The organism is Metabacillus mangrovi (assembly GCF_009711125.1).
Classification (GTDB): domain Bacteria; phylum Bacillota; class Bacilli; order Bacillales; family Bacillaceae; genus Metabacillus_B; species Metabacillus_B mangrovi.
Map to the genome: position 1 here is coordinate 21718 of NZ_WMIB01000003.1, position 14370 is coordinate 36087.

11 protein-coding genes and 1 other annotated feature are annotated in these 14370 nt (G+C 46.5%); of the genes, 6 read left to right on the plus strand and 5 right to left on the minus strand.

The annotated features are described in order from the left end of the window. Window positions 1-20: 20 nt before the first annotated feature. On the minus strand, window positions 21-875 hold the full coding sequence (locus tag GKZ89_RS05285) for a YihY/virulence factor BrkB family protein (RefSeq protein WP_241680134.1): 855 nt from the start codon (window positions 873-875) through the stop codon (window positions 21-23). Window positions 876-1036: 161 nt separating this feature from the next. Between GKZ89_RS05285 and GKZ89_RS05290 the strand changes: the two genes are divergently transcribed. Continuing rightward, a complete protein-coding gene (locus tag GKZ89_RS05290; protein WP_155111361.1) occupies window positions 1037-1138 on the plus strand; it encodes a YjcZ family sporulation protein in 102 nt (33 codons plus the stop codon). An 824-nt stretch (window positions 1139-1962) separates the two neighbouring features. Here the strand turns inward: GKZ89_RS05290 and GKZ89_RS05295 are convergent. Then, a complete protein-coding gene (locus GKZ89_RS05295) occupies window positions 1963-4683 on the minus strand; it encodes a transglycosylase domain-containing protein (protein ID WP_162356522.1) in 2721 nt (906 codons plus the stop codon). Window positions 4684-4797: 114 nt separating this feature from the next. After that, window positions 4798-5014 (plus strand) — a binding site (T-box leader). Window positions 5015-5119: 105 nt separating this feature from the next. Here GKZ89_RS05295 and tyrS point away from each other — a divergent pair. Beyond that, the gene (gene tyrS / locus GKZ89_RS05300) at window positions 5120-6379 is read left to right on the plus strand and encodes a tyrosine--tRNA ligase (protein WP_155111363.1); all 1260 of its coding nucleotides are present in this window, start codon (window positions 5120-5122) and stop codon (window positions 6377-6379) included. A 254-nt stretch (window positions 6380-6633) separates the two neighbouring features. Then, a complete protein-coding gene (locus GKZ89_RS05305) occupies window positions 6634-7140 on the plus strand; it encodes a DUF1648 domain-containing protein (RefSeq protein WP_155111364.1) in 507 nt (168 codons plus the stop codon). Window positions 7141-7206: 66 nt separating this feature from the next. Here GKZ89_RS05305 and rpsD read toward each other — a convergent pair whose 3' ends face one another. Next, the gene (gene rpsD, locus GKZ89_RS05310) at window positions 7207-7809 is read right to left on the minus strand and encodes a 30S ribosomal protein S4 (RefSeq protein WP_155111365.1); all 603 of its coding nucleotides are present in this window, start codon (window positions 7807-7809) and stop codon (window positions 7207-7209) included. A 342-nt stretch (window positions 7810-8151) separates the two neighbouring features. On the opposite strand from rpsD, the gene GKZ89_RS05315 reads away from it, so the two are divergent. Then, complete coding sequence (locus GKZ89_RS05315) at window positions 8152-9975, plus strand: sensor domain-containing diguanylate cyclase (RefSeq protein WP_241680135.1); 1824 nt, start codon at window positions 8152-8154, stop codon at window positions 9973-9975. Between the two features lie 92 nt (window positions 9976-10067). On the opposite strand, the gene GKZ89_RS05320 is transcribed toward GKZ89_RS05315, so the two are convergent. Next, complete coding sequence (locus tag GKZ89_RS05320; RefSeq protein WP_155111366.1) at window positions 10068-10547, minus strand: GAF domain-containing protein; 480 nt, start codon at window positions 10545-10547, stop codon at window positions 10068-10070. A 133-nt stretch (window positions 10548-10680) separates the two neighbouring features. Between GKZ89_RS05320 and refZ the strand changes: the two genes are divergently transcribed. Continuing rightward, entirely contained in the window at window positions 10681-11313 is a 633-nt protein-coding gene (gene refZ / locus GKZ89_RS05325) for a forespore capture DNA-binding protein RefZ (protein ID WP_155111367.1), read from the plus strand. Here the strand turns inward: refZ and hisJ are convergent. Beyond that, window positions 11273-12115 (minus strand): histidinol-phosphatase HisJ, encoded by an 843-nt coding sequence (gene hisJ, locus GKZ89_RS05330; RefSeq protein WP_194201623.1) that lies wholly within the window; start codon window positions 12113-12115, stop codon window positions 11273-11275. The genes refZ and hisJ overlap by 41 nt on opposite strands. Before the next feature lie 287 nt (window positions 12116-12402). Between hisJ and ezrA the strand changes: the two genes are divergently transcribed. Continuing rightward, window positions 12403-14112: a septation ring formation regulator EzrA gene (gene ezrA, locus GKZ89_RS05335; protein WP_162356524.1), complete on the plus strand. Its 1710-nt coding sequence runs from the start codon at window positions 12403-12405 to the stop codon at window positions 14110-14112. The last annotated feature ends 258 nt before the right edge of the window (window positions 14113-14370 follow it).

The window sequence follows — 14370 nt, forward strand, 5'->3', positions numbered from 1 at the left end:
GTTTTCTTGTTGTGATTTGATCAGCTGCTGATCGTACCGCTTTCGTTTTTCTCTTCTGTGTAGCAGTGCTGGCTCGTTCTTTTGCAAAAGCGGATCGCGTTGATCTCGCCGCCAATCAGGATGGCAAAGCCGGATAAATACAGCCAAGTCAAGAGGACGATGACCCCTCCAAGGCTTCCGTATGTAGCCTGGTAGTTCCCGAACTGGCTGACGTAAAGAGAGAATCCGAAGGAGATCACCTGCCATAGAATCGTGGCTGCGATGGCCCCTGGATAGATGTCTTTGACGCGCAAGTCGACATTTGGAGAAAAGTAATAAATCATTCCAAGAATTAAAGCCATCAGGAAGAAGGCAATCAGGAAACGAATCAGTACAAACAGTCCGTCTGTTAATGGGGTTTCAGGGAAAAATCCCTTGATGCTTGCCAGCAGTACATCGCCAAAAATAGGGAGGACGAGCGTTACAACCAGCCCAAGAACAAGTCCAATCGTCAGAATAATAGCCATCCCGCGCACTTTCCAGAATGCTCTGGATTCCTCCACCATATGAGCCACGTTCAGAGATCTCATTACTGCATTGGTTGCATTTGATGCGGACCATAAAGCCCCGATGATACCAAAAGAAAGGAGGCCCCCATTAGGGGTGGAGATCAGCGAGGTGATCTGTTCTTTTAGGAGCTGCCCGGATTCGCCCGGCGCCACCTGGTTTACAAATTTGCCAACTGTCTCCGGCTCTATTGAAAAATAAGGGAGCAGTGTCAATGAAAAAATGAGGAGCGGGAATAGAGACAGCAGGAAATAGTAAGCCAGAACCGCTGCCAGGTCACCTAGATCGTGTTTTTGTATGCGATGAATAAGTTCTTTGATGAATGCCATATTAAGCCTCCTGTAAACAGTTCTTATCCATATGTTACCCGCGCGAAAATCAACTTGAAACCTATCTTGGCGGCTGCCTTCTTTTTTGGGGGACATGGACCGTTCCACATTTAAGCATGCGGCCATATACTAAGTTGAACTTGCAGAAAGGAGGGTAAAAAATGGGTGAATTTGGTTACGGTGGCGGCTTCGCGCTATTGGTGGTATTGTTTATTCTTTTGGTTATCATTGGAGCATCTTATGTTGGTGGCGCAGGCTTCTAATGCATCGCCTGTTCAACCGTAGTAGTAAGCTGAAAAGATAAAGCCGGACACACAGGTCCGGCTTTTTTTCATGCTGCCAGCAAAGATTTATCGCGGCAGGATTCTTGAAACCTGGATCCGCGCTGGATCCGGTTTTTTTTCTGTCAGTCCTGATTTTTAAGTCATGGGCTGAGACGATGATGGCTTTTTATCATGAGCTTGCGCAAAATTTGGCGGAAAAAGTCGAATCGATAATATATTGGGATTATCGATAATATATCAGGATTTTCGATAATATATCAGGATTTTCGATAATATTCCGCTGCAGGACGGCACCCCGCTGACTGCGTTCGCAAAAGTAAACCGTTCAAAATCGCAAATATATATTATTTTTTTCGCAAATAAACGGCCAGTTTTCTCAAATATACCCGGGATTTTCGCAAATAAGTGGCTGGAAACCGCAGATAGCTCCTAGACTTACCTAGATAAGTGGCCGGAACCCGCAGATAGCACCTAGACTTACCTAGATAAGTGGCCGGAACCCGCAGATGGCACCTGGATTTACCTAAATAAATGGCCGGAACCCGCAGATAGCACCTGGAATTACCTAAATAAGTGGCCGGAACCCCTGGACATCACCTGAATTATGGCCAATAAGTGTCCGAGAGCCGTCAATATCCCGCCAAAAAACTGGCCAGAATCCGCAACAATCAAGTCCGGCAGGATGCTCTTATGTGATGTATGAGCGAATCACATAAGAGCCGGCCGTTTAACTAGGTACGGACAGTAAAGTTTCTCCCTGCATGGTCTCATCTGTTTGTCCACTGCAGCTGATTCCTTCAGCTTTATGGTTTTTTGACTGCGATCGTGGAGGGGGCTGATTCTTTTCCTGCTGCATCTACTGCTGTTACATAATAGGAGGCATTTGCAGATCCGAGGGTGATCCCCGGTTCATCTGATATGCTGATGCTTGCAATTTTTGTGTAATTTCGGGAGCTGCCTGTTGCCATGTACACCCTGTACCCTAACAGGTCCTTTTGTGCTGACTTATTCCAGTTCAGGACCGCTCCATTGATCCTGACCCCTGCAACAGGAGATGGAGGCATGCCATCTTCTTCAATTTTTTCGCCTGAATAGACGACAAGCTTCCTCAGGTTTTTAGTATAGGTATAGAGCTCGGCAGGAGAATCGAGACCGAAGCGGCTGAGGATTTCCCTGCTCATCATAGGTCCGCTGTAAATGAAATCTTCAGGAGCCGATGCAGGCACTTCGTAGGCAATCCCTTTTTGGAGCACGTACTTCCCAGACTTTAAGCTTTCGCCTGCTGCCTCTGGTGCATATTTTACATGGAATAGATCAGACTCTACAAACCCGGCCTGTCTGCATAGATCTGTAGGTGAACCGCCTGTTAATGCGCAGAATGGAAATTCCGCGATGCCCTCAGGCATTCTGAACGGTTCCTCGGGGCCGATGAGGTCAGGGTTTTCTTTGTATGCTGCATTTATGAGAGCAGCCCAGATTTCCTGGCTTCTTTGATTGTATCTTTTCCCTTTGTAGGTCTGGATTTTTCCTTGATGATCGTAGCCGATCCACGTCCCGAAAGTAATGTTCGGATTGCTGCCGACAAACCATGCATCTCTTGTATCCTGGGTGGTCCCGGTCTTGCCGGCCCAGTCCGCTTCGAAATCAAGCAGCCCCGGAATCCTCCGTGCTGTTCCGTCTGAAAGGACATCCCTCATCATATCTACCGTTAAGTAAGCAGTCTGAGGAGAAAAGACCTTCTCGGATTTTTGCTCATGCTGATACACATAAGTGCCGTCTGAATTTTGAATGCTGTCGATTAAATAGGCATCTGCAAACTGCCCGTTATTGGCAAAGACCGTGTAGGCGTTGACGTTCTCTTCAACTGTTATTTCCCCTCCGCCCCCCAGTGGAAGGGACAGATGATCATTTTCTTCAGGAAGAATGCTCGTGATTCCCATCTTATACAGATAGTTTACAGGCTGAACAGACTTAAACTTTGAATAGCCGTTTACGACCGCCTGATTGTATGACTTCGATAACGCGGTTCTTGCACTGACAAGCCCATGCGATTGGCCATCCGAATTCTGCGGCCATATCTCTCCGTTTTCCTTAACCTCGTTTGGAATATCCGCCAGATAGCTGCCCGGCTGGAGAAAGCCTTCTTCGATTGCAGGTGCATAAAAGAGCAGCGGCTTCATCGTGGAGCCAATCGGACGCAGCGAAGTAAAATGATTGACTTGTGAACGGGAATGATCCCGGCCGCCGACAAAGCTCAAAATCTTTCCGGTTTTGTTTTCAATTAGCATCCCGCCAAGTTCCAGCGGTTCTTTGTAGGATCTGCTCTTTCCTGTATCGGGGTCTTTTAAAGTATACTCACTCATTTCCCCGTAGTCCTTGTATTCCTTTGCAGCTTTCTGCATGGATTCGTAAATCCCTTTATGAATGGTAGTATGAATGCGGTAGCCATTTTGGCGCAATGCCCGGTCTGCCAGAGTGAGGTAGCTGTCCATCTGCTCTTTCGTCAATTCGCTTGGTACATAGCCGTCCTTCTCTGCGAATACTTCCATAAGGATGGACTTTGCCCGTTTTTCCACTTCATCTGTCAGGAAGGGATACTGCGTGTTCATGTTCTTTTTCCCTGACTTAATGAAAGAGGAGGCAATGTCTTCTTCAGAAGCGTGCTCATATTCAGAAACGGTAATAAACTTTTCTTTCAGCATCCTGTTTAATACGGTTTTCATCCTGCTGATTCCGGGTGACAGATCCTGTTTTAGTTTCCCGTCGTTTCCGTAAGGTGTGTAGGCAAAAGGGCTTTGAGGAAGGCCTGCAATAAAAGCTGCCTGCGGAAGAGTGAGTTCTTTTGCACTCACACCGAACAGGCCCCGGGCAGCTGTCTCTGCACCGGCGATGTTGCGGCCGTTGTAATCCCGCCCGAAATCCGCCATATTTAAGTAAGCCTCTAAGATTTCGTCTTTTTCAAAGAATCGTTCGAGCCTTAGGGCGAGAAGGATTTCTTTAGCTTTGCGGTCAAAAGACACTTCATTTGTCAGGATCTGATTTTTGATGAGCTGCTGGGTAAGAGTGCTTCCTCCGCTTTGCATAGAAGCGTTCGAAAACTCCTGATAGATGGCTCTGAAAATGGCTTTGGGAACGATGCCGTCGTGCTCATAGAAAAATTCATCCTCTGTCGCAATAACAGCATTGATTAAATGAGGTGAGATGTTTTCAAGGCTTGTCTTTGTCCGGAAAAGGTCGGTTCTGAGCGATCCTGCCAGCTCCTGTCCGGCAAAATAAACCTCGGTCGTCTCTTCATAGCTTCCGATATCCTTACGCATCTGTTCGTAGCTGAGCACTTCTTCATCCTTCACGAGTGAGGCGAAGTACCCCGCTCCAGCACTTGCTGCAAAAACAGCAGCTCCGCCAAGCAGGATGATGACGATCAGCGTGATGTTCCACACAACCCCATATGTAATTCGAAGCCTCCGGGCCCATAAAGACCTTTGTTCAGCAGATAACTTTATTTTACTGATCCATTTCTCCATATCCATCCTCCTTCCAGGAGCAAAATTAGTATACCACAAAATTAACAGAAAATTTTCATTACTTTTGCCCGTTTGACAGAAGTTCTTTTTCGTGATAAAAACTTTATATGTGAATATTGAGCGAGGATTGGTATACAGTAGCAGTTGTCTCCCTGTATCAGAGAGCTGATGGCCGGTGAAAATCAGCACAAAGACAAAATGCGAATTACATGCCATGAGCATCTGTGGTTTATTTTTAAGCCTTCAGACGGTACTGGACCGTTATCCATTGAGCGAAGAATATTCAGTTATTCTTAAGTAGGGTGGTACCGCGGCGAAATTCGTCCCTTCATATATGTATGAAGGGGCTTTTTTGTGTTCCGGGGCTGCATGCATCTGCAGCAGACGAACGCCCTATTTAACAGATTCTCCAATAAAATCGAAAAGGAGCATGACAATGAATGAATTGCTGCAGGACTTAAAGTTCAGAGGACTCATTAATCAGGTTACAGATGAAGCAGGGCTGGAGGAGCTTTTAAATAAAGAAAGCATTAAACTATACTCCGGATTCGATCCAACTGCGGACAGCCTTCATATCGGGCATATGCTTCCTATCTTAACACTGAAAAGATTCCAGCTGGCTGGGCATCATCCGATTGCGCTAGTAGGCGGAGCAACAGGCTTGATCGGTGATCCGAGCGGTAAGAAAGCAGAGCGCACTTTGAATACGGAGGATATTGTTCAGCAATGGTCTGACAGTATTAAAAATCAGCTTTCCCGTTTCCTTGATTTTGAAGCAGAAGTGAATCCAGCGGAAATCGCGAATAACTTTGAATGGCTTGGAAAGATGACAATTACTGAATTTTTGCGTGATGTCGGCAAGAACTTCAGCATCAATTACATGCTTGCCAAAGATTCTGTCAAGACACGAATTGAATCCGGCATTTCATTCTCGGAATTCACCTACATGATCCTGCAATCCTATGATTTCCTAAAACTCTATAAAAACGAGCACTGCAAGCTCCAGATTGGCGGAAGCGACCAATGGGGAAACATCACTGCAGGACTTGAGCTGATCCGCAGAACAGAAACTGACGCGAAAGCTTTCGGCTTAACCATTCCGCTCGTCACGAAAGCCGACGGAACCAAGTTTGGGAAAACGGAAGGCGGAGCAGTGTGGCTCGACAGGGAAAAGACGTCTCCTTACGAGTTCTACCAGTTCTGGATCAACGCTGATGACCGCGATGTTGTCAAATACTTGAAATACTTTACTTTTCTTTCCCATGAGGAGATCAATGCTCTTGAAAAAGAAGTCCAGGATGCGCCTGAAAAACGGGCTGTCCACAAGCGCCTTGCGGAAGAAGTAACCGCAATGGTGCATGGCCGTGAAGCACTGGACCAGGCAATCCGGATTTCCGCAGCACTTTTCAGCGGAGACATTAAAGCACTGACCGGCGAAGAAATTAAACAAGGCTTCAAAGATGTTCCTACACATGAAGCAAGCGCGAAGGACATCGGACTGATCGATCTTCTCATCGAAGCCGGCGTTTCTCCATCGAAAAGACAGGCACGGGAAGACGTTTCAAACGGAGCCATCTATATTAATGGTGAACGTCAGCAGGATTTGAATTACGTTCTTCAGGGGGAAGACCGGATCGACGATGAATTCACAATCATCCGGAGAGGGAAGAAGAAATATACAATGGTGAAATACTAATTAGAGAGCGTCCTTATTGGGCGCTTTTTTTTTGTGAAAAATTTTTGTGCTCTGACCCCACTTACGCTAAAGCACGAAACCTCCGTCCCCCATGTGAGCGGCGCCTTTGCTGCCATGGCTCCGTCCGGCCGGTGCTTGTTCCCCCGCTGCGGTGAAGCAGCAAGGGTCAGAGCACGCCCTCCAAAAAAGCTCTGCCCTGCTTTTGAAACCATTTTCCCCTTGCACCCGTATAGTTATAGAACGGAGGGAAGTGTATGAAGAGTGCAGCAGTACGTCCGAAAATAAAAATAGCGAAGACAAGAAGTGAGCAGATTTGGGATGTTATTGGTTATTTCTTTTATATTGGCTCGATTATATGGATGGCCTTTCATTGGAATGCGCTGCCTGAGCAGGTTCCGGGGCATTACAATGCGATAGGTGAAGTGGACCGGTGGGGATCAAAGTGGGAGCTGCTCATTTTGCCGTTTGTCGGCTTGTTCATTTTACTGACGATGCAGGTGCTTGAAAAGTACCCGGAAACACATAATTATCCGCAGCGTCTCAATGAGTCAAATGCGGAAGCGTTTTATCTGCTCAGCAGAAAGCTGGTGAATCAGCTGAAGAACATCTGCCTGATTGTTTTCGCACTTATTATCTATGAATCCATAACCATTGCGCTCAATCAGGATTGGCATCTCGGTATCTGGCAGCTGCCTGTCATTTTGGGTGGCACTTTTCTGCCTATCGTGATCACGCTGTTCAAACAGGCTAAAATCAAGTGAGGCATAACAAAAAACCCCCGAAGCATTGAAGAACAATGCTTTCGGGGGTTTTCCTGTCTCCGCGGATTAACGGGAGTAGAACTCTACGATTAGAGATTCGTTGATTTCAGCTGGAAGCTCGGAACGCTCAGGGAAACGAGTGTAAGTTCCTTCAAGCTTGTCAGCATCAAAAGTAAGATATTCTGGAACGAAGCTGTTAACTTCCATAGCTTCTTTCACGATATCAAGATTGCGGGATTTTTCACGCAGTGTGATAACCTGACCAGTCTTTACTTGGAAAGACGGGATGTCAACGCGAGCGTTGTCAACCATGATGTGACCGTGGTTTACCAATTGGCGTGCCTGACGGCGTGTACGTGCAAGTCCAAGACGGTAAACAACGTTGTCAAGACGGGATTCAAGCAAACCCATGAAGCTTTCGCCAAGGATCCCTTTCATTTTTCCTGCTTTAACGAACGTGTTGCGGAATTGGCGCTCATTTACTCCGTACATGTGACGAAGTTTTTGTTTTTCCTGAAGTTGAAGACCGTATTCAGAAAGTTTTTTACGCTGTCCGGGACCGTGGGGACCAGGAGCGTAAGGGCGTTTTTCCAATTCTTTACCTGTACCGCTCAGAGAAATTCCAAGACGGCGGGATAGTTTCCAGCTAGGGCCAGTATAACGAGACATTATATGACTCCTCCTTAAAGTTTTTATTTTGTATAAAATAAAAACCAAACCGAACCTTACATGCATGGCCATTTTGTTTTCATGCACCCTCGCTCCAGCAGCAGGGAGTTACTCGATGCACCTCGCAAATTCATGCGGGAACAAAATGGGATCATCTATGCGATTCTGCAGGCTGCAATATTTTACACAACATTAAAGATTATAAGCTGTATATAATCGTTTGTCAACGTATGTTTAGGGATGTGCAAACCGGGAAAGTTCATCTTTGGCAACAGCAGGTTTTATGATATAATAAATCTAACAAATATTTACTTAATTTGGAATCTAACGGGTGGTCCATATATGCAAGAAACCAACAGCAAGGCTGCATCTTTGAAGGGCCGTTTCTTTACTTATTTATATAATGAAAGAGCGGATTTGTCACTGGAAAAAGCTTCGAGATGGCTTACTGGAGAATTAAAAACAGTATATGGTGCAGAGCAGGTATCGATTTCCTGCTATTATTCTTCAAGTGTACCTTTGCTGCCTTATTTTATGGCGAGTACTTCGCCCGATCAGGCTGTTCCTTCTGATGCAGAGGGAAGCCGGGAATTATTTAAAGCGGGCAGCGAACGCAAGCACGGCAAAAGCCGATTTATGATTGGCGGACCGCATGAAGAATGGTTTGCCGTATTGGAAATGACAGGAGGACACGACGGAGAAGAGTTAAGCGAGACTGGGCGCATCTGTACTGAATTTCTCTATTTCTGCAGAAGTGCAGAGATTAATATGATCAGCTCCAGGAAGCATGGAAGTCTGTATAAACTTACAGAATCGTTCCATTCCGCTATGGACAAGGATCAGGTGCTGGCTGAATTGATCAATGCGCTTCAGTCAATGTACGGTGCTTTTCTTTTTTATCTGTTCCTGTCCCATGATAATGACAGCCGCCTTAAGCTGCCGACAAAAGATTTATATTTTGATGAGCAGGGTTCAGCTGATACAGCGATGGAGGCTTTTCTGACGGGAGCCATCAGGATGGACCGCTCCCAGCCGGATAAGGTGCATGTCTATGTGCCGCTCAAGGGGCGGCAGGGCGTCTACGGGGTGCTCGAGGTCATAGCGGATAAAAATCATCCGATCAAGGAATCAGAGATCGAGTTCATTATGATGCTGGCGAATGCAGCTGGCAACGCCATGGAAAATGCCCAGCTTTACCAGCAGTCGAGAAAGCTGATCGATGACCTGAGGCTGATTAATGAAACATCTCACCAGCTAAACAAGAACCTTCCATTAAAAGATACGATGAAGTTTCTTGCAGAACGGGTCATTCACTCCTTTAACGCCAGGGAAGCGGGCTTTTATTACAGAAATTCCTCCGGCACGGACCAGCTTCTGCCCGGCAGCACGGGCTTTTTCATCACTCCGGAAGCGGATAGCTATCTGTCTTTTGTGCTCTCGAAAATTGAGAATGAAAGAGAAGGAATTTTCATTGGAAACCTCCCGGCACAGGGCTTTTCAAACGGCATCTATCAATGCCTGATGGCTGTGCCGATGATGGAAAACGGACAGCTGAGAGGATATGCCATCGCTTTGCATGAAAAGCCCTATCATTTTACCTTTGAGACGTTCAAGCTCCTTCAGTCCCTGATCCACCATTCCACCCTTGCTTTATCGAATTCGATGCTCCGCGAGGAACTGGAAGCGCTTGTGAAGACAGATAATCTGACGAAGCTGTATTCCAGAAACTATTTGAATGAACGGATCCGGCACTCGATGAATGAGGACCGTCACGGTGTTTTTATCCTCATAGATATCGATAATTTTAAAAACATTAATGATACGTACGGCCACCAGATCGGAGACGATGTGCTCATTCAGGTAGGGAATATCATTAAAAGCAGCATCCGGGAAAAAGATGTCGGCGCGAGGTGGGGGGGAGAGGAACTTGCCATTTACCTTCCGCAGGCTGACCCGGAGATCGGAATTTGTGTTGCCCACAGAGTTCTGGAACGGGTCCGGAGCACGACCTCACCACGGGTTACCATCTCGTGCGGAGTGTCAGCCTGGGAGGCTGAGGAAGATGATACGCCTAAGATGCTCTTCCTGCGTGCTGACCGTGCCCTTTATCAGGCCAAAAGCAACGGAAAGAATCAGGTAATCGTTCAGAATCGGATCGCGAAGTGAAGACGGTCAGAACTGTATATAAAGTGAACAGAAAACCCCCTGGATGCTGACCGCATACAGGGGGTTTTGTTTTTTACCGGGCTTGTGACAGGTTAAATAAACGGAAGCAGTGCCTCTGCAAACTTTTCCAGGTATTCTTTGTCGGTTTCGTTAAATCGGTACAGGCTCGGGCTGTCAATGTCCAAAACTCCGAGAACTTCGCCGTTTTTAACAAGCGGAACCACTATTTCTGAATTGGTGGCTGAATCACAGGCGATGTGTCCGGGAAATTCATGTACATTCATGACCAGCTGGGTTTCTTTTGAAGCGGCAGCCGTTCCGCACACTCCTTTTCCTGACTTGATTCTCACACATGCAGGAAGACCCTGGAACGGGCCGAGAACGAGTTCGCCTTCTTTCATTAAATAGAAGCCCACCCAGTTGATGTCTTCAAGGAATTGGTTCAGCAGTGCAGATGCGTTGGCAAGATTTGCTATCTGATCTTGTTCTCCCTCCAGGAGGGCTTGAAGCTGTTTAATTACCAATTCATAATTTTCTTTCGTGTTCTTTGAGTATTTTTCGACATGAAACATCGTCTATCTCCCTCTTTTCATCTTTAAATTGGTAAGGCAGGCCATTAGCGCGAAACTTTGTCGATAAGTCACTAAAGGAATCCACCGGCTTCTGTGGAAAAAAGTCCTGAGAAACAAAAAGGAGGAATCCGGAATGAAGCAGGAAGCCTTTAGTCTGACAAAGCAAAAAATCATTGAAGCTGCTGTGGCCCTGTTTAACACGAACGGCTTCTCAGGCACTTCCGTTCGTTCTATTGCAAGCAAAGCAGGTGTAAACGTAGCTCATATTTCCTACTATTTTAATGGCAAAACCGGCTTGATGGAGCATCTTGTTTCTGATTTTTATGAAGGATACCTGGATGTAATGGATCAGGCGGTTTTGGCCGATATGGGAAAAAGTCCGGTCTACAGACTAACCCGTCTGGTTTTAAATATTCTAAGCTATCAGCATGAAAGGCGTCAATTAACCCGGTTTGTATACAGAGAGGTCACTCTTGATACCATGCTGATCAGGGAAGTGATGAGCACGTATATGCTGAAGGAAAAATTCCTGCTGTCCACTCTGATCGAAGAGGGAATCGATGATGGCAGCCTCAACAAGATCCCGGTCGGGCATTTTATCGTCCAGCTGAAGGGGATGCTCACCATGCCCTTCCTTCAGCCGCAGTATATTGCAGAAGTGCTGTACCTCCAGCCGCATGAAGATTACTTTGTTAAACAATATTTCCACGAACTGGAGAGCTGGATTATTTCTCTTTTGACTCCGGCATCTGAGGTGATCCGCTGATCAGGCTGACATAATTGTGATAGTCCGCTCCAAGGTCTGCCGAAGCGTGTGCGTCTGAACCGTATACAAGCGGAATTTTCTTTTTAAGGGCGAGTTCAGCCGCTTCGCGGTAGGGATACGGGGTTTTGCAATATTCTTTTCTCAAGCCCGCTGTATTGTAATCCAGCTCATACCCTTTTTCCTTCACAAGGTCCAAAAGCCTGTCCAAATCGTTCAAATCCTTTTCAGCTGATGGGACGGGAAACAGGGATTGGAATTTATGAACCAGTGTGATGTGGCCGATCCTTTTTGGTTTGAAATCCCCAAGGTCAGCCGTGATCGATTTTCCTACTGTGCGGTAGTAAAGGCTGTGTGCTGCACTGATTGATCCTGCAGCAAGGCACAGATTTTTAAACCCTTCCGGACTGAAATCAAGGCAGTGGAAGGCATTTCCGGCAAGAAGAAAATGAACGGACAGGATGGAATCGTCGATTATGGATCCATATTGATTTAAAAACGCTGCAGTTTCCTTTTCAAATCCTTCAATATAATCCACTTCAAATCCGAGATTGATTTTGATCTCTCCCGAATACTCCTTCTTAACCTCTTGTACCGCTTTAATGTATGCTTCCACTTGATCAGCAGGCAGGGCGCTGTCCTTATTGGGGACGGGATCCGAAAAGGTCTCCGGAAGCGGTGCATGCTCTGTAAAGGTGAGCTCCTCAAACCCGAGCTGGATTCCTCTTTCGGCATAGCGGGATAAACGGTCCCTGGACCCGTGCGGACAAAAAGGCGTATGTACATGAGCGTCAATTTTCATCAAAATCTTCTCCCCCTTGACATAAAGCAGGATAATAGGTGTAAAAAATTTAAAAAACTGGTCAAAAAATATTGTTAACATGGTATCATAAAAACATTGAAAAACAATTCATTTTTAATCAGTTCATACATATTTCGCCTAAAAGATTATTGAGACCGCGGCAATTTTAAGCTGCATTCAGCATATCCTGTCCGGATTAAACGCTTTTACATGCAATGTGTAAGCCGCAAGCAGCTCTGCGGGGCGCGGATCGCTTGTGCTTTTTCTTATATACAGCAAGGGGGCCCATTATGGAAGTCGTTATTGGTTTGCTGGCTGCGCTCGTTCTTTTTTTTGCAGCCGGTTATTTTATCAGGAAAAATATTTACCGGGAAGTGGATCGGCTCGAGGCGAGGAAAATTGAGATCATGAACCGGTCGCTCGCCGATGAAATGTCCAGAGTGAAAGAACTGAAAATGACGGGACAGGCGGAAGAACTGTTCGAAAAGTGGAGACAGGAATGGGATGAGATTGTAACAGCCCAGCTTCCGGAAGTAGAGGAACTTCTTTTTGACGCAGAGGACCATGCGGACAAATACCGTTTTAAAAAATCACGTGAGGTGCTTGCTCATATCGATAAGATGCTTGATGCTGCGGACGAGAACATTGAGCAGATAATCGAAGAAATCTATGAACTGGTCACGAGCGAAGAAAGAAACAGTTCGGAGATCGATGAGATAAGAGAGCAGTTCAAGAACGCAAAAAGAGCTCTTCTCGCGCACAGCCATACGTTCGGTGGAGCCCATGCCAAACTTGAAACGGCACTGTATGAAGTGTATGAAGGCCTGAAGCTTTTTGATGCGGAAACGGATGCAGGAAACTATCTTGCTGCCCGTGATATTCTGACCGCCCAGAAAGCGGTGCTGGATGTACTCTGCGAAAAAATTGAACAAATCCCCGCGCTGCTCTCAGAATGCCAGAGCGGAATTCCGGCCCAGCTCACGGAAATTGAAGAAGGGTATAAAGAGATGGCTGAGCAGGGATATGTACTTGACCATATCCAGGTAAGCAGTGAAAGGGAGCGGATCTCCACTTCTCTCACCCTGTACAGGGAGAAAATCTGTGATTTGGAGCTGGAAGGAATCAGAGAAGGGGTTCAGGAAATCCAGGAATCGATCGATACGATGTATGACCTTCTCGAAAAAGAGGTTCATGCCCATCATTATATTCTCTCGGAGACACCGAAAGCGGATGTCGCCATCCAAAGCCTTGCAGCTGAAAAAGCGGCAACAAAAGATGAAACGGAAACCGTTCGCAGAAGCTATCATTTAAGTGAGGAGGAAACCTCCAGGCTCCGCAGCATCGATAAGCAGGTAGCGTCCCTGCAAAAACGCTGCCTGCACATTCAGGATAAAATCGCACATGAGCAAACGGCCTATTCCCTTCTTAAGGAAGAACTGATTGAACTTGAAAAGCTCACGGCTGAAGTCAAAGCAGAGCATGAAGGGTATAGGGACACGCTCCATACCCTCCGCAAGGAAGAGCTGCAGGCACGTGAACAGATGACTGCAGCCAGAACACTCTTGAATGATTCGGCAAGGCTGATAAGCAAGAGCAACATTCCCGGCTTGCCGGCAGCCTATACGGAATTGCTGAGGGATGCGAAAAGAACCATTGGCCTCGTCTCGGATAAGCTCCATGAAATTCCATTGGATATGGTAGCTGTCAATATTCTATTGGAGGATGCCCTGGCTGCAGCGGCAAAGGTGCATGAGCAGACAGAGGATATGATCGAACAAGTATATTATGTGGAAAAAATTATTCAATACGGCAACCGTTTCAGAAGCAGAAATGCCGGCCTTTCAAAAGAATTGCAGGAAGCAGAACACTTATTCAGAAACTATGAATATGAGAGTTCACTGAAAAAAGCCGCCACCGCAATCGAAACAGTCGAGCCAGGCTCATTTGAGAAAATCGGCACTCTTGTAGAAGAGGACCTGACCGAGCTGAAAAGCAAATAAAATTAACGGGTTTGAATTTCATGGATCACCCTTTAGGGGACAGCCATTCACATACGAATGGCTGTCTTTTTTTTTATTAGCTCTGTTAAACTTGGCTGTTGATTGCAGCTAGCAGGCGTTCGCTCATCCAGGGGCGGGCGGTGAGCCTCCTCGCCGCTGCGCGACTGCGGGGTCTCACCTGTCCCGCTGTTCTCAAGCTCCCAGTCTCACGCCTCTTTCGCTGCAATCAACTGGTGTGAAAAATCAACATTATGCTTT